This window comes from Variovorax paradoxus EPS, from assembly GCF_000184745.1.
Taxonomy (GTDB): domain Bacteria; phylum Pseudomonadota; class Gammaproteobacteria; order Burkholderiales; family Burkholderiaceae_C; genus Variovorax; species Variovorax paradoxus_C.
In genome coordinates, this window is record NC_014931.1 from 4,615,527 (window position 1) to 4,629,661 (window position 14,135).

At 67.9% G+C, this 14,135-nt stretch carries 13 protein-coding genes; 6 read left to right on the plus strand and 7 right to left on the minus strand.

Annotated features, from left to right (window positions below):
* Positions 1 to 112 precede the first annotated feature (112 nt).
* The 4 genes from VARPA_RS21390 to msrA form a co-directional block, all read right to left on the minus strand.
* On the minus strand, positions 113 to 1,063 hold the full coding sequence (locus VARPA_RS21390) for an AEC family transporter (RefSeq protein ID WP_013542672.1): 951 nt from the start codon (positions 1,061 to 1,063) through the stop codon (positions 113 to 115).
* Positions 1,064 to 1,223: 160 nt separating this feature from the next.
* Positions 1,224 to 3,329, minus strand: a complete 2,106-nt coding sequence (locus tag VARPA_RS21395) for a TonB-dependent receptor (RefSeq protein ID WP_013542673.1) — start codon at positions 3,327 to 3,329, stop codon at positions 1,224 to 1,226.
* A gap of 78 nt (positions 3,330 to 3,407) precedes the next feature.
* Positions 3,408 to 3,794 carry a hypothetical protein gene (locus VARPA_RS21400; RefSeq protein ID WP_013542674.1) on the minus strand — a complete coding sequence of 129 codons (387 nt, stop codon included), beginning with the start codon at positions 3,792 to 3,794 and terminating at the stop codon, positions 3,408 to 3,410.
* A gap of 20 nt (positions 3,795 to 3,814) precedes the next feature.
* Complete coding sequence (gene msrA / locus VARPA_RS21405; protein WP_013542675.1) at positions 3,815 to 4,366, minus strand: peptide-methionine (S)-S-oxide reductase MsrA; 552 nt, start codon at positions 4,364 to 4,366, stop codon at positions 3,815 to 3,817.
* Positions 4,367 to 4,471: 105 nt separating this feature from the next.
* On the opposite strand from msrA, the gene VARPA_RS21410 reads away from it, so the two are divergent.
* From VARPA_RS21410 to VARPA_RS21425, 4 genes are all read left to right on the plus strand, one after another.
* A complete protein-coding gene (locus VARPA_RS21410) occupies positions 4,472 to 5,149 on the plus strand; it encodes a TetR/AcrR family transcriptional regulator (RefSeq protein WP_013542676.1) in 678 nt (225 codons plus the stop codon).
* 92 nt (positions 5,150 to 5,241) lie between these two features.
* The gene (locus tag VARPA_RS21415; protein ID WP_013542677.1) at positions 5,242 to 5,919 is read left to right on the plus strand and encodes a protein-L-isoaspartate O-methyltransferase family protein; all 678 of its coding nucleotides are present in this window, start codon (positions 5,242 to 5,244) and stop codon (positions 5,917 to 5,919) included.
* Between the two features lie 13 nt (positions 5,920 to 5,932).
* Positions 5,933 to 6,268, plus strand: a complete 336-nt coding sequence (locus VARPA_RS21420; protein WP_013542678.1) for a rhodanese-like domain-containing protein — start codon at positions 5,933 to 5,935, stop codon at positions 6,266 to 6,268.
* Positions 6,269 to 6,290: 22 nt separating this feature from the next.
* The gene (locus VARPA_RS21425) at positions 6,291 to 7,838 is read left to right on the plus strand and encodes a TolC family outer membrane protein (RefSeq protein ID WP_013542679.1); all 1,548 of its coding nucleotides are present in this window, start codon (positions 6,291 to 6,293) and stop codon (positions 7,836 to 7,838) included.
* Positions 7,839 to 7,895: 57 nt separating this feature from the next.
* On the opposite strand, the gene VARPA_RS21430 is transcribed toward VARPA_RS21425, so the two are convergent.
* From VARPA_RS21430 to VARPA_RS21440, 3 genes are all read right to left on the minus strand, one after another.
* The gene (locus tag VARPA_RS21430; protein WP_013541048.1) at positions 7,896 to 8,861 is read right to left on the minus strand and encodes an IS110 family transposase; all 966 of its coding nucleotides are present in this window, start codon (positions 8,859 to 8,861) and stop codon (positions 7,896 to 7,898) included.
* Between the two features lie 281 nt (positions 8,862 to 9,142).
* Positions 9,143 to 10,522: a 3-deoxy-D-manno-octulosonic acid transferase gene (locus VARPA_RS21435; protein ID WP_013542680.1), complete on the minus strand. Its 1,380-nt coding sequence runs from the start codon at positions 10,520 to 10,522 to the stop codon at positions 9,143 to 9,145.
* Between the two features lie 5 nt (positions 10,523 to 10,527).
* Positions 10,528 to 11,910 carry a phosphomannomutase/phosphoglucomutase gene (locus VARPA_RS21440; protein WP_013542681.1) on the minus strand — a complete coding sequence of 461 codons (1,383 nt, stop codon included), beginning with the start codon at positions 11,908 to 11,910 and terminating at the stop codon, positions 10,528 to 10,530.
* 110 nt (positions 11,911 to 12,020) lie between these two features.
* Here VARPA_RS21440 and VARPA_RS21445 point away from each other — a divergent pair, with 110 nt between their 5' ends.
* Complete coding sequence (locus VARPA_RS21445) at positions 12,021 to 13,619, plus strand: DNA-3-methyladenine glycosylase 2 family protein (RefSeq protein WP_013542682.1); 1,599 nt, start codon at positions 12,021 to 12,023, stop codon at positions 13,617 to 13,619.
* A 6-nt stretch (positions 13,620 to 13,625) separates the two neighbouring features.
* Entirely contained in the window at positions 13,626 to 14,123 is a 498-nt protein-coding gene (locus VARPA_RS21450; RefSeq protein ID WP_013542683.1) for a methylated-DNA--[protein]-cysteine S-methyltransferase, read from the plus strand.
* Positions 14,124 to 14,135: the final 12 nt, after the last annotated feature.

The window sequence follows — 14,135 nt, forward strand, 5'->3', positions numbered from 1 at the left end:
ACCAAATGGCCACCCCTGCCAAACGGCATAGGGAGCCGCGGGCGGCCGATAAAGCGAAAGGCCGCGAGCCGGCTAGTGGCGAGAACCGAAGGACTCAAACGCTGAAACGCACTCAGGGCAGCCACTGCACCCAGATCATCACGAGCGTGAGCGTGCCCAGCGCCAGCACCGTCGACACGGCCACGCTGGCCGTGACGAGGTCTTCGGCCGTGCGGTAGCGCTGCGAGAACAGGAACACGTTGGCGCCGATGGGCAACGCCGCCGCCACCACCATCACGGTGAGCGGGATGCCGCGCACGCCGAGCAGCCAGCCGATGCCGGCGACCAGCAGCGGATGCAGCAGGTTTTTCACGAGCGCCTGCACCAGCGCGCCGCGCCAGTGCCGCCCGATGGGCGTGAGCGCGAGCGTGATACCCACCATGACGAGCGCCACCGGGCCGAAGGCCTGGCCGAGCAACTGGATGGGCTTGTCGATCACCTCGGGCATCACGAGCCCGGTCTGCGCGAACAGCAGGCCCGCAATGATCGGCAGCGGCACCGGGTGGATGATGGCGTTGCGCAAGGCACGCAGCACGGTGCGCGCCATCGAGCGTTTCTCTTCGCCGCTCACCACCGCATGCTCACGCGCGACGGCCAGTTCGAGCACAAGCGTGGCACTGGTCATGAGCACCAGCGAATGCAGCGAGATGAGCGTCAGCAGCACCACCATGCCTGCCTCGCCATAGGCGAGGCCGACGAGCGCGATGCCGATCATCACGGTGTTGCTGTAGGTGTTGGCGAGCGCGAGCACCGCGGCCGTGCGGTTGAATCCGCGCAACGCGAGCGTGCCGGCGAACAGCAGGCCCGAGGCGATGAAGTAGGCGGCGACCGGCTTGAGGCTGAGCTCCTGCACATGCACCGTGCTCATCGCGCGGAACAGCAGCGCGGGCGCGAGCAGCAGGAAGATGAGGTTCGACAGGTCCTTCACCGCGTTAGCGCCGATCCATCGGCGCCTGCCGGCCAGGTAGCCCGCGGCGATGAGGATGACGACGGGGAGCAGCGAGGAGATGACGAAGGAGTTCACGCGGCGAGGATAGCCGAGCGATTTCTGTTGTCTTGCTCCTTCCCCTTCCGGGGGAAGGCCGGGATGGGGGCAAGCGGCGCTTGTGGAAGCTGCGGCCTCATCACAGGCCGCGAGCCCCCACCCCTGCCCTCCCCCGAAAGGGGAGGGAGAAAGGCCTCGATCAGAACGTCACGCGCAGCCCGACCTTCAGCGAACGCCCCGGCAACGGCGAGTTCGGATACACCGTCGTCGTCAGGATCGACGTCGGGCTGTAGGCCAGCTTGTTGGTGATGTTGTCGACGCGCGCATACCAGGTGAGGTTCGCGCGCTGCACCTTCATGCGGTAGGAAATCGCGGCGTTCCACAGCGTGTAGGCGTCGGTCTCGCGCGCGCCGACGCTGGGCACATGGCGCTGCGCGGCGTTGTAGTCGAAGCCGAAACGCGCGCTCCACGGACCGTTGCCGTAGACCAGCGTCGCACCCGTGCGGAACGGCGCGATGCGCGGCAGCGGCTCGCCGGTGTCCAGGTTCTTCGCGCGCACCACGTCGCCGCGCCATTCGAGATCGAGCGTCGACGCATCGGGCATCGGCGCGAAACCGTCGTCGCCCAAAAGGCGCAGGTTGCCGCTCGCCTCGATGCCGGTGAAGCGCGCGCGCACGCCGCTGTAGACGTACTCGGCCAGCGTGTCGGTGGCGGCCGGGTCGGTCACCACCTGGCCTTCTTCATCGAGCGTGCGGCCCGAGGCGGTGAGGCCGATGTAGTTGCTGAAGCGCGTGACGTAGGCATTCACGCGTGCGGTGTTCGGACCCGACTTCCATTGCGCGCCGAGGTCGAAGCCCGTCGACTTTTCCTTCTTCAGGTTCGGGTCGCCGACTTCCCACGCGGCCGTCGCCACGTGCGGGCCGTTGGCGAGCAGTTCGTAGTCCTTCGGTGCGCGCTCGGTGTAGGCGAGGTTCGAGGTCAACTGCCACTGCGGCGTGAGGTTGACCAGCGCACCGAACGCCGCGCTGTGCGGATTGAAGGTGCGCTCGCCGATCGCGAAGCGGGTGACCGACGGATCGTCCGGATAGCCCAGCGAGCGGATGCGGACCTTCTCGGTGCGCGCGCCGAAGCTCAGCTTGCCCCACGAGGCGCCGTACTCTTCATAGAGGAAGAGCGCGTTGGAGCGCGTTCGGCTGTGCGGGGCGAATGCCTCCTCGCCGTCGGCGGCGAAGCGGTTGGTCTCGCTGCTGAAGCCCACGAGGCCTTCGAAGTTGCCGATCTTCTGGTGGCGCGCCTCGATGCGCAGGTCGTTGCTCATGTTCGAGAAGGTGGTGCCGGCCTCGGGACCTTCGAACTCGGTGTGGCGGTAGTTGGTGTGGCTCACCTTCGCGTGGATGCTGCTGATGATGCCGCCCGGGCGCCACTCGCCTTCGAGCGCGTAGCGGTCGGACTTCATGCGGATGGTCACGTCGTCCTCGGCCACGGTGCCGTAGTTGCTGCGGTAGGTGCTGGCGGAGGCGCCGATCCAGCCCTGGTCGAAGAACAGCGTGCCGCCGACCGCGCCGCCGTTCGCCTCGTTGGCCGAGTTGCAGATCTTGCGGGCGCGCCAGGGCGAGCCGGGCTTCTCGCAGTTCAGGTCGATGGGCACCGAGACGTCTTTCGAGTCGCGGTTGAAGGCATCGACGTGCAGCGCGAAGCGGTCGTTGCCGCCTTCGAGCACCACGCCGCCGTTCTTTTCCTTGTTGCCGGTGGAAAAGCCCAGGTCGGCGCGGCCGCCGAAGCCGTTGATGGGTTCGGTCGGGATGCGGTTGTCGATCACGTTGACCACGCCGCCCACGGCGCTGCCGCCGTATTGCAGCGCCGAGGGGCCGCGCAGCACTTCGATGCGGTCGGTGACCAGCGCGTCGACCGGCACCGCGTGGTCGTAGCTCAGCGCCGAGGCGTCGGGCGCGCCGCCGCCGTTCTGCAGGATGCGGATGCGATCGCCGTCCTGCCCGCGGATGATCGGGCGGCTCGCGTTGGGGCCGAAGTAGCTGCTGCTCACGCCGGGCAGGTTGTTGAGCGTTTCGCCGAGCGTCGAGTCGGAACGCAGCAGGAGTTTTTCGCCCGAGAGCGTGACAGTCGGCGCGATCAGGTCGCTGGCGCCGAGCGGATTGCCGGTGACGGTGACCGCGGGCAGGCTGGCCGCATCGGCGGGCTGGGCCTGAACCTGGACTTGGGTGGTGTCCTGTGCGTGGGACGCAGCGGCGAAGGCGAGCGAAAGAACGGCGACGCCGATGGCGTTGCGACGGAAATTGGGAATCATGGTGAACACTCGTTGAATCAATGGACGGCACGCCGTTGCCCGCACAAGGCAGGCACGGCGACCGGAACACGGGGGGATTCAGCGAGTGGAAGGCGGGCCGCGCGCGTCGAACAGCGCAACCCAGCGGGCGATGGCTTCGCCCTGCAGATAGGCAAAAGTGGCCGAGGGCAGCAGCACCGGCAGCACCACCAGCGGCACGCCGGGGGCGCTCGATCCGTGCGAGAGCTGGTCGTACAAACGGCACTCGGCGTCGGTGTGGTCGCCGAAGAGGCTGACGACGCCGTGGCCCGCATGCACATGAGCGCCCTTGTCGGCCTGGACCGTGGCCGCGGCGGCCGGCAAACCGGGCACGTGCAGCGAGCGGTGCATCACGCCCAGCGTGCCCGCGAACCACAGCGCGATCGCCAGCACGGCGAGGATCGCGCGGGTCGAGAAGCGGGGGGATTGGCGGGTAGCGAGCTGCACGGAAACGGAGGGCTGGCGGATCAGGCCTTGACGCGCGAGGCGAAGGTCTTCTGGAACTTCTCGACCTTGGGGCCGACGACGAACGCGCAGTAACCTTGGTTCGGGTTGTTCAGGAAGTAGTCCTGGTGGTAGGGCTCGGCAGCCGAGTAGTTGGCGAGCTGCGCCACCTCGGTGACGACGGGTGCGCTATAGGTCTTGCTGGCTTCGATTTCGCGGATCACGTCTTCGGCCACCTGCTTTTGGGCATCGCTTGTGTAGTAGATGCCGCTGCGGTATTGCGTGCCGACGTCGTTGCCCTGGCGGTTGAGCGTTGTCGGGTCATGCACGACGAAGAAGATTTCCAGAATTTCGCGCAGGCTGATCTGGGCGGGATCGAATTCGAGCTTCACGACTTCGGCATGGCCGGTGCGGCCGGTGCAGACCTGCTCGTAGGTCGGGTTGACCACCTGACCGTTGCAATAACCCGACTCCACGTCGAGTACGCCCTGCACACGGTCGAAGACCGCTTCGGTGCACCAGAAGCAGCCCCCGCCAATCACGATGGTTTCGGTGGACGACGGTGAAGAAGACATGGGCACGGCTCCGGCTGGGTTGGAAAACGGCGAACCCGATATTGTCGCGGCTTGACGTGACGGATGCCGGTCACTACATTACTAACCCGCGAGTCATTAACCCACATGCCCACTCCCCGTTCCCTTGTCGACAAGTTCTGTCCGGTCCGCTCCAAGCGCGAACGCCGGAAGGAAGCGCGCCCCGGCGAACTGCTGGCCGCCGCGCTCGACCTGTTCGTCGAAAAAGGCTTTGCCGCCACCCGTTCGGAAGAAGTGGCGGCGCGTGCCGGGGTCTCCAAGGGCACGCTCTTTCTGTATTTTCCGAGCAAGGAAGAGCTCTTCAAGGCCGTGATCATGGAGAACCTCGGCGGCCGCTTCACCGAGTGGAACGCCGAGTTCGAGGCTTTCGAGGGCACCACCGCCGAGATGCTGCGCTACTGCATGAATGTGTGGTGGGAGCGCGTGGGCCTGACCAAGGCCTCCGGCCTGACCAAGCTCATGATGAGCGAAGGCGGCAACTTCCCCGATCTGGCGGAGTTCTATCGCGAGCAGGTGGTGCGCCCCGGCCACGACCTGCTGCGGCGCATCCTTCAGCGCGGCATCGACCGCGGCGAATTCGCGCCGGTCGACATCGACCATGCGATCTATTCGGTGATCGCGCCCATGGTCTTCCTGATGCTCTGGAAGCATTCGGCCATGGTCTGCGTCGACGGGGAAAGCGCCCTGGACCCCGAGAAATTCCTCGCCACCCAGGCCGAGACGGTGCTCTACGGGCTCAGCGTGCGCCCGGGAGACAAGGCATGAAGAAGTCGTTTGTATGGCCGAGCGGCCCGATGGCGTCATCCGGGCCACCTAAAATTGAAGGTTTGTCCTGAGCCCACAAGGAAAGCCACGCCATGAACCCCACCCCCACCCTCGAGCGCTTGCGCTTCAACATGATCGAACAGCAGATCCGCCCCTGGGATGTGCTGGACCTGGACATCCTCGACCTGCTGGCCACCATCCACCGGGAAGACTACGTGCCGGAAGCCCACCGCACGCTCTCCTTCTTCGACATGGAGCTGCCCCTCCTCGACGGCTCCGTGCCCGGCGAGATCATGCTGTCCCCCAAGGTCGAGGCCCGCATGCTGCACGACCTGAAAGTGCAGAAACATGAGTCGGTGCTCGAAATCGGCACCGGCTCGGGCTTCATGGCAGCCCTCCTCGGCGCCCGCGCCGCCCAGGTGCTGTCGCTCGAAATCAATCCCGTGCTGGCCGCCCGCGCCGCCGAGACGCTGCGCCAGAACGGCGTGAGCAACGTCGAAGTGCGCCACGCCGACGGCGCCGTGCCCCTGCCCAGCGGCCCGAGCTTCGACGTGATCGTGCTGAGCGGCTCGGTCGCCCGCATTCCGCAGAACCTGCTGGGATCGCTCAAGGTCGGCGGCCGCCTCGCCGCCATCGTGGGCGAAGAGCCGATGATGCGCGCCCACTTCGTCACCCGCTCGAGCGAAAGCAAGTGGGACACGGTCCAGCCCTGGGACACCGTGGCGCCGCGCCTCCTGAACTTCCCCGAGCCCTCGCGCTTCTCGTTCTGAGCGGGCCGCACGAATGATCGACCAAGTCCGCCCCGCCGACCTTGCCGCCTGGTTCGCCCAGGACGCCGATGCCACCCCGGTGCTGCTCGATGTGCGCGAACCGTGGGAGCTGCAGACGGCGAGCGTCGCGCCCGCGGGCTTCACGCTGGTGGCGATCCCGATGAACGAGATCCCCGGCCGCCTCGCTGAGTTGGGCGAAGGCCAGCGCATTGCCTGTCTCTGCCACCACGGCGCGCGCAGCCAGCGCGTGGCCGCGTTTTTGAACCAGAACGGCTTTGACCAGCTCGCCAACGTGGCGGGCGGCATCGACGCCTGGTCGTCGCACGACCCTACGGTCCCGCGCTACTGATTCTTTCCCTCAAGGACGTTCAATGCCTCCAAGGCCCCGGCTTCTGCCACTTTCCGCAGCACTCGCCAGCGTTATCGCGACTCTGCTTGCACTGCCGGCCCAAGGCCAGACACTGAACGAACTCTATGACTCCGCCCGCGGCTACGACGCCACGTACCAGGGCGCCCGGGCGCAGTACGACGCGAACGTCGCGCGCGCCGCGCAGGCCAAGGCCGGCATCCTGCCGGCCGTCGGGCTCACGGCCGGCGTGAACCGCAGCAGCCTGGACATCGACACCCTCACGGGCACCAGCCGAGGTGCCAGCGCCTCGCGCGACTTCAACACGCAGAACGTCGGCATCAACGCCACGCAGCCGCTCTACCGCCCCGCCAACTGGGCCACCTACGAGCAGGGCAAGCGCCAGACGGAGATCGCGCTGGCGGTGCTCACCACCGCCGAGCAGGACCTGATCGTGCGCGTGAGCCAGGCGTACTTCGATGTGCTCGCAAGCCAGGACAGTCTGGCGCTGGTGCGTGCGCAAAAGGTCGCCGTGGCCGAACAGCTCGCGTCGGCCAAGCGCAACTTCGAAGTCGGCACCTCCACCATCACCGACTCGCGCGAAGCCCAGGCCCGCTACGACCTGGTGATCGCGCAGGAGATCGCCGCCGAGAACGACCTGCAGGTCAAGAAGATCGTGCTCGACCAACTCGTCGGCCGCCCCGGCAGCGTGCCGGTGCCGCTGGCCGTGCCGGTCGTGCTGCCGACTGCCCAACCCGCGGACATCAACGCCTGGGTCGCGCAGGCCGACGAGGTGCATCCCGCGATCCAGCAGGCGCGCCTCGGACTCGATGTGGCTGGGCTCGAAGTGCAGAAGGCGCAGGCCGGCCACAAGCCCACGCTCGACGCCAACCTGGGCTACAACGTCACGCGCAACCCGACGGGCACCAGTACCAGCACCGTGGGCACGCGCGTCAACGCCGCCACGGTCGGTGTCACGTTCAACCTGCCGCTCTTCGCGGGCTTTGCGACCGAGAACCGCATCAAGGAAACACTGGCGCTCGAAGACCAGTCGCGCAGCGTGCTCGACGGCACCCGGCGCAGCGTGGCCCAGGCCACGCGCGCGGCGTACCTCGGCCTCGTGTCGGGTGCGGGCCAGGTGAAAGCGCTGGAAGCGGCCGAGGCCTCGAGCCAGAGCGCGCTCGATGCCAACAAGCTCGGCTACCAGGTGGGCGTGCGCATCAACATCGACGTGCTCAACTCGCAGAGCCAGCTGTTCCAGACCAAGCGCGATCTCGCGCAGGCGCGCTACAACGTGCTGCTGGGCAACCTGAAGCTGCGCCAGGCCAACGGCACGCTGACGACGGCGGACATGAACGCGATCAACGCGACGCTGGCGAGCAACGGGAGCACGCCGGCGGTGCCCTCGGTCACGACGACGCCGGATCGTTCGCCTGCGCCGTCTTCGACGACGGTGACGCCGCCCAGCATTCCGGTGGTGCCGCCAGTGCCGGTGCAGCCGTTCAACCCGACGCCTCCGACGATGCCGACGGCTCCGGTGCCGCCGGTGATCGTGAATCCGCCGGTGCGCTGAACGAGGGTTAGGTCTTTTCTTCTCCCTCCCCTTCCGGGGGAGCAACCGTGTCAATACCTACCGAGCAATCGGGTCAGTGCGCCAGGGCTGCTCGGACTTGAGCATGGCGTTGAGAATGACGAGCAGCTTGCGCATGCAGGCGGTGATGGCAACCTTGAAGGGCTTGCCGGCAGCGCGCAGGCGCTCGTACATCGCCTTGATCACGGGGTTGCATCGCGCTGCGCTGAGCGCGGCCATGTACAGCACGCAGCGCACGTCTGCGCGCCCGCCCTGGATGTACCTCTGGCCACGGCGCTTGCCGCTGTCGTCGGCAAACGGGGCGACGCCCGCCAGCGCAGCGATGCGCTTTCTCTCCAGCGTGCCCAGCTCGGGCATGCGGCTGAGCAAGGTGGTGATCGTCACCCGTCCCACGCCCGGCACGCTGTCCAGAAGGTCGTATTTGGGCCGATACAGAGGCGAGTCCTTCAAGCGCCCGTCCAGGTCACGCTCGATCTGCCTGATGCGTGCATCGAGCCACGCGATGTGCTCGCGCACGCTCTTGCGCGCAACCGGCTTGACCGTGGTCAGGCGCGCCTTCTCCTGCGCTCGCATCGCCACCAGTTGCGCGCGCCGGTCCACCAGCTCGGTAAGTTCCTGCTGCGCCTCGTCAGGCAGTGCATGCACCTGCGGGCGCATGCGTTGGGCAAATACCGCAAGCACCTGCGCGTCCAGCTTGTCGGTCTTGGCCAGGATGCCCGCGGCGCGGGCAAAGTCGCGCACCCGCTTCGGATTGACCACCGCCACGGGAACGCCGGCCAGGCACAACTGGCTTGCCAGCGCAGTTTCAAAGCCACCCGTGGCTTCCAGCACCACCAGCGTGGGTCGCAGCCGTTTGAGTTGCTCCACGAGAACGGCACGGGCACCATCCTCGTTGTCCACGCGCAAAGCAAATGCACTGGCTTCACCTGCAGCCAAGGCGGGCACTTGTGCCACGTCCAGCCAGGCCTTGCATACGTCGATACCGATAAAGATTTCGTCGTTCATGACACAGCGCCCTTCCTTGTGTTCGATGCGGTCTCTCAGACCTCACAACCGTTCGGGCTGTCTGTTCACTACGAACCGAGGTCGGCCGGCACGACCCTCGCTCCCCCTCGGTATGACCATGAAGGCCTACCCTGGGTCGATCGGCCTGTGCCGGCCAAGCGCTACTTTGCTACATACAAGGGTCGGGGTGGGGGCACGACGGCTACGACCCCTACACAGCGCTCGTTGGGCGCTTGCCCCCATCCCAGCCTTCCCCCTGAAGGGGAAGGAGCAAAGCGGGTTCAGTCCAGAGTTGGTTCCGCGCGCTCGGGTTCGGCCAACGGCACGCCCTCCGCCACCACAGGCTCCGCCGCCTGCGCAATCGCCAGCACAGCCGCCGCCGTGCGCTCGGCCGCTCCGCGGTTCGACGACGAGAACGCCAGCGCAGCCTCCGCCATCGCCGCTCGCCGCTCGGGGTTCTCGACCAGCTTCAGCGCCGCCGTCACCGCCTGCTCCATGCCTTCGACGCGCAGCGACGCACCGGCCGCCAGCGACAGCTGCGCCGCCTCGGCGAAATTGAAGGTCGAGGGGCCCATCACCACCGGGCAGCCGCAGGCGGCCGGCTCGATGAGGTTCTGCCCGCCCAGCGGCTCGAAGCTGCCGCCAAGCAGCGCCACGTCGGCCAGGCCGTAGTACAGCGCCATCTCGCCGAGCGAATCGCCGAGCCAGATCTCCGCATCCGTCGGTTGGCCCGCGGCGCTGCGGCGTGCGACCGCGAAACCTTGCGATTCGATGAGCGCCGCCACTTCATCGAAACGTTGCGGATGGCGCGGCACGATCATCCATTGCACGTCATGCACGCGCTTGGCGATCGAGCGGATCGCGCCCTGCTCGGGCGGAACCGGCGAGGTGGCGCCGAAGCGCTTGAGCACCTCGAGCAGCAGCCGCTCCTCACCGTCGCGCGAACTCGCGAGCACGACCATGGGCTTGGGCAGGCGCTCGCGCAGCGAGGTCGCGGCGGTGAGCTGCCGCGCATCCGGCGTCGCATCGAACTTGAGGTTGCCGTAGATGCCGGCCACCTTGGCGCCGAGCGACACGAGCCGGTGCGCGTCGGCCTCGGTCTGCGCCCACACGGCCGCGAGCGCCGAGTACGCGGGCCGCGCGAGCCAGCCCAGGCGCTCGGCCGCGGCCAGCGATTTCTCGTTGAGCCGCGCATTGGCCAGCACCAGCGGAATGCGGCGCTCGGCGCAGACCGCGGCCATCTCGGGCCAGACCTCGGTTTCCATCAGCACGCCGATGCGCGGCTTGAAGCGATCGAGAAAGCGCGCGACGGCACCCGGCGTGTCCCACGGCTGCCAGACCTGCGTGTCGCCGGGCTCGAGCAGCTTGGCGCCCTCTTCGCGGCCAGTGGCGGTGCCGTGCGTGAGCAGGATCGGAATGCCCGGGTACTGCCGCCGCAGTTCGGCAATGAGGATGGCGGCCGCGCGCGTTTCGCCGAGCGACACCGCGTGTACCCAGCACTGGGCCTCGCCGGTGATGGATTCGTCGTAGTGGCCGAAGCGCTCCTCGACGGCCACGGCATAGCCAGGCTCGGCCTCCGCGCGGCGCCGCAACTTGCGGCGCACCAGCGGTTGCACGACGGTGGTGAAGGCGCCGTACAGGCGCAGCAGCAGGGAACGCACAGGTGTCAGTGGGAAGCTTCGGCCAGCTTGGCGTCGGGTTTGGCGGTGCGCAGCAGCGCGAGCATTTCGGCCTGGATGCGCTGGAGCGCGGCATCGGTCTGGCCTTCGAAGCGCAGCACCAGCACGGGCGTGGTGTTGGAAGCGCGGATCAGCCCGAAGCCATCGGGCCAGTCCACGCGCAGGCCGTCGATGGTCGAGACCTTGGCGGGTGCCGCGAAACTCGCGCCCTTCACGAGCGTGTCGACCACCGTGTGCGGCTCGCCTTCGGCGCAGGCCACGTTGAGTTCGGGCGTCGAGAAGCTGGTGGGCAGCGCGTTGAGCACCTCACTCGCGTCCGGGCTCTTGCTCAAGATTTCCAGCAGGCGGCAGCCGGCGTAAGTGCCGTCGTCGAAGCCGAACCAGCGTTCCTTGAAGAAGATGTGGCCGCTCATCTCGCCGCCCAGCGGCGAATCGATTTCCTTCATCTTCGCCTTGATGAGCGAGTGGCCGGTCTTGTAGATCATCGGCTTGCCGCCCGCGGCCTCGATGGCAGGCGCCAAGCGCTGCGAGCACTTCACGTCGTAGACGATGGTGCCGCCGGGCACGCGCGAGAGCACGTCCTGTGCGAAGAGCTGCATCTGGCGATCCGGGAAGATGTTCTGGCCGTCCTTGGTGACGATGCCCAGGCGGTCGCCGTCGCCGTCGAAGGCCAGGCCCAGTTCGGCTTCGCCCTTGGCCAGTTCGGCCATCAGGTCCTTGAGGTTCTCCAGCTTGCTCGGATCGGGGTGGTGGTTGGGGAAATCGCCGTCGACCTCGCTGAAGAGCTCGACCACCTCGCAGCCTATGGCGCGGAAGATGGCGGGGGCCGTGGCACCCGCGATGCCGTTGCCCGAATCGACCACGATCTTCATCGGGCGCGCCAGCTTGATGTCGCCCGCGATGCGCTTGACGTAGGCGTCGGTCACATCGACCTTGCGCACGCTGCCGCCGGGGGCGAGCCTGGCGGTGCCGTCTTCCATGGTCTTGCGCAGGCCCTGGATCTCGTCGCCGTAGATCGCGCGGCCGGCCAGCACCATTTTGAAGCCGTTGTAGTCCTTGGGGTTGTGGCTGCCGGTGACCTGGATGCCGCTCGTGCACAGCGTGTGGGCCGCAAAGTAGAGCATCGGCGTGGTCACCGCGCCCACGTCGATCACCTCGACGCCGGTGGCCACCAGGCCCTTGATCAGCGCCTCGGCGAGTGCGGGGCCCGACAGGCGTCCATCACGTCCCACGGCCACCGTCTTCTCGCCAGCGGCGCGGGCGGCGCTGCCGAACGCGCGCCCGAGGGCTTCGGCCACCTCGGCATCGAGGGTGACGGGCACGACGCCGCGGATGTCATAGGCCTTGAAGATCGACGCGCTGAGTTGCATGAAAGGCGTTTCCCTGTGGGTTTTTGGAACGGGGATTGTAGGCAACGCCCCGCGTGCCCACATGTCCGAAAACGGCCAGTTGAAACGACTCGAAACCGTATCATTTGTCCATGCCTTCCACCCAAGCCCCCTCTGAAGCGCTCGAGAGCGACGCCTGCTACCTGGCGATGAAGACGCACGATGCGCGCTTCGACGGCTCGTTCTTCACCGCCGTGACCTCCACCGGCATCTATTGCCGGCCGGTCTGCCGCGTCAAGCTGCCACGGCGCGAGAACTGCCGGTTCTTCGTGCATGCGGCGCAGGCCGAGGCCGAGGGCTTCCGTCCGTGCCTGCGCTGCCGGCCCGAGCTGGCGCCGCGCGCGGCCAGCTGGTCGACCGAAGACTCTTCCCGCATCCTCGCGCTGCAGGCCGCGCGGCTGATCGACGAGCCCGACGCATGGACCCACGGCGATGACAACGGCCCCGGTGCGGCGCAGATCGCGGCGCGCCTGGGCGTGAGCGACCGGCACCTGCGGCGCATCTTCGAGGCGCAGTTCGGCGTCTCCCCGCTGCAATACCTGCAGACGCGGCGCCTGCTGGCCGCCAAGCAGCTGATCGCCGACACGCGCCTGCCGATGACGCAGGTGGCGCTGGCCAGCGGCTTTGCGAGCGTGCGCCGCTTCAATGCCGCCTTCGTCGAGCATTACGGCCTCAACCCGAGTGCGCTGCGGCGCGCGGGCGGCACGCAGGGCGGCGAAGGCAAGGCGATCGAAGTGCGGCTGGGCTTTCGTCCGCCTTACGACGTGAGCGCGATGCTCGGCTTCTTCGCGCGCCGCGCCCTGCGCGGTGTCGAGGTGGCGACCACGGCCGACGGCAAGGTGCCCGCCAAGGGCGGCACGCCGACCTATGTGCGCCTGGCCCGCACATTGCGCGTGCAGCAAGGCGGGCAGGCCCACGCCGGATGGCTGCAGCTGCGCTTCGACCTCGAACGCGAGCAGATGCTGCTGTCGGTCAGCGATTCGCTCGCCGCGGTGCTGCCGATCGTGATCAGCCGGGCACGCGCCATGCTCGATCTCGACGCCGAGCCGATGGCGATCAACGCGGCGCTGCATGCGGCCTTTCCGCATGGCGATGGACTGCGCGTGCCCGGCACGGTCGACGGCTTCGAGCTTGCGGTGCGCGCGGTGCTGGGCCAGCAGATCACGGTGGCCGCGGCGCGCACGCTGGGCTCGCGGCTGGTCGAGGCGTTCGGCGAACCGATCGCCACGCCCATCGACGGGCTGGACAAGCTGTTTCCCACGCCCGCGGCTCTGGCGGCGGCGAGCGGCGATGCGCTGGGGCAGCTCGGCATCGTGCGGCAACGCCAGGCCGCCCTGCAGGCCATCGCGCGCGAAGTGGCGGCCGGCAAGCTGGCGCTGCATGCGGGCGCCGACGTGCCCGCGACCATCGCCGCGCTGCAGGAACTCCCCGGCATCGGCGCCTGGACCGCGCAGTACATCGCGATGCGCGCGCTGCGCTGGCCCGATGCATTTCCGGCGGGCGACGTCGCGCTGCAGAAGGCGTTGGGCGTGACCACCGCGCGCGCGGCCAGCGAGGCCTCGCAGGCATGGCGGCCCTGGCGCAGCTATGCGGTGCTGCGGGCCTGGCACGCGCCCTCTTCTCCCCCAGCCGCCACAGAAGAAGCGGCGGTGGATTCTTCCCACATCACAACGGCAGGCGTCGCAGCCTGAAATGTCATGAAGTTCAAGAGCAAGGCCATCTACACCTCGCACATCGACACGCCGCTCGGCGGCATCACGATGGCGGCCACCGACCAGGGCCTGGCCGGCGTCTGGTTCGACCAGCAGCGCCACTGGCCCGACACCACGGGCTGGATCGCGAAGGACGACCATCCGGCGCTCATCGAGGCCGGCACGCAGCTGCGCGACTACTTCGCAGGCAAGCGCGGTGATTTCGACATGCCACTCGACCTGTCGCACGGCACCGCCTTCCAGCAGAGCGTGTGGCAGGCGCTGCTCGCGATTCCCGCGGGCAAGACGATGACCTACGGCGCGCTCAGCGTGCATGTGGGCAACCCGGCCGCGGTGCGCGCGGTGGGCGCGGCCGTGGGGCGCAACCCGATCAGCGTGATCGTTCCGTGCCACCGCGTGCTCGGCTCCGACGGTTCGCTGACCGGTTACGCTGGCGGGCTTCACCGCAAGACCGCCCTCCTCGAACTGGAAGGCGCGAGATAAGAAAAGACCGAG

Excerpts from the sequence above, each read along its gene's own strand:
- VARPA_RS21395 (WP_013542673.1), bottom strand. The coding sequence starts at position 3,329 with ATGATTCCCAATTTCCGTCGCAACGCCATCGGCGTCGCCGTTCTTTCG.
- msrA (WP_013542675.1), bottom strand. The coding sequence starts at position 4,366 with ATGTCTTCTTCACCGTCGTCCACCGAAACCATCGTGATTGGCGGGGGC.
- VARPA_RS21410 (WP_013542676.1), top strand. The coding sequence starts at position 4,472 with ATGCCCACTCCCCGTTCCCTTGTCGACAAGTTCTGTCCGGTCCGCTCC.
- VARPA_RS21415 (WP_013542677.1), top strand. The coding sequence starts at position 5,242 with ATGAACCCCACCCCCACCCTCGAGCGCTTGCGCTTCAACATGATCGAA.
- VARPA_RS21420 (WP_013542678.1), top strand. The coding sequence starts at position 5,933 with ATGATCGACCAAGTCCGCCCCGCCGACCTTGCCGCCTGGTTCGCCCAG.
- VARPA_RS21425 (WP_013542679.1), top strand. The coding sequence starts at position 6,291 with ATGCCTCCAAGGCCCCGGCTTCTGCCACTTTCCGCAGCACTCGCCAGC.
- VARPA_RS21430 (WP_013541048.1), bottom strand. The coding sequence starts at position 8,861 with ATGAACGACGAAATCTTTATCGGTATCGACGTATGCAAGGCCTGGCTG.
- VARPA_RS21440 (WP_013542681.1), bottom strand. The coding sequence starts at position 11,910 with ATGCAACTCAGCGCGTCGATCTTCAAGGCCTATGACATCCGCGGCGTC.
- VARPA_RS21445 (WP_013542682.1), top strand. The coding sequence starts at position 12,021 with ATGCCTTCCACCCAAGCCCCCTCTGAAGCGCTCGAGAGCGACGCCTGC.
- VARPA_RS21450 (WP_013542683.1), top strand. The coding sequence starts at position 13,626 with ATGAAGTTCAAGAGCAAGGCCATCTACACCTCGCACATCGACACGCCG.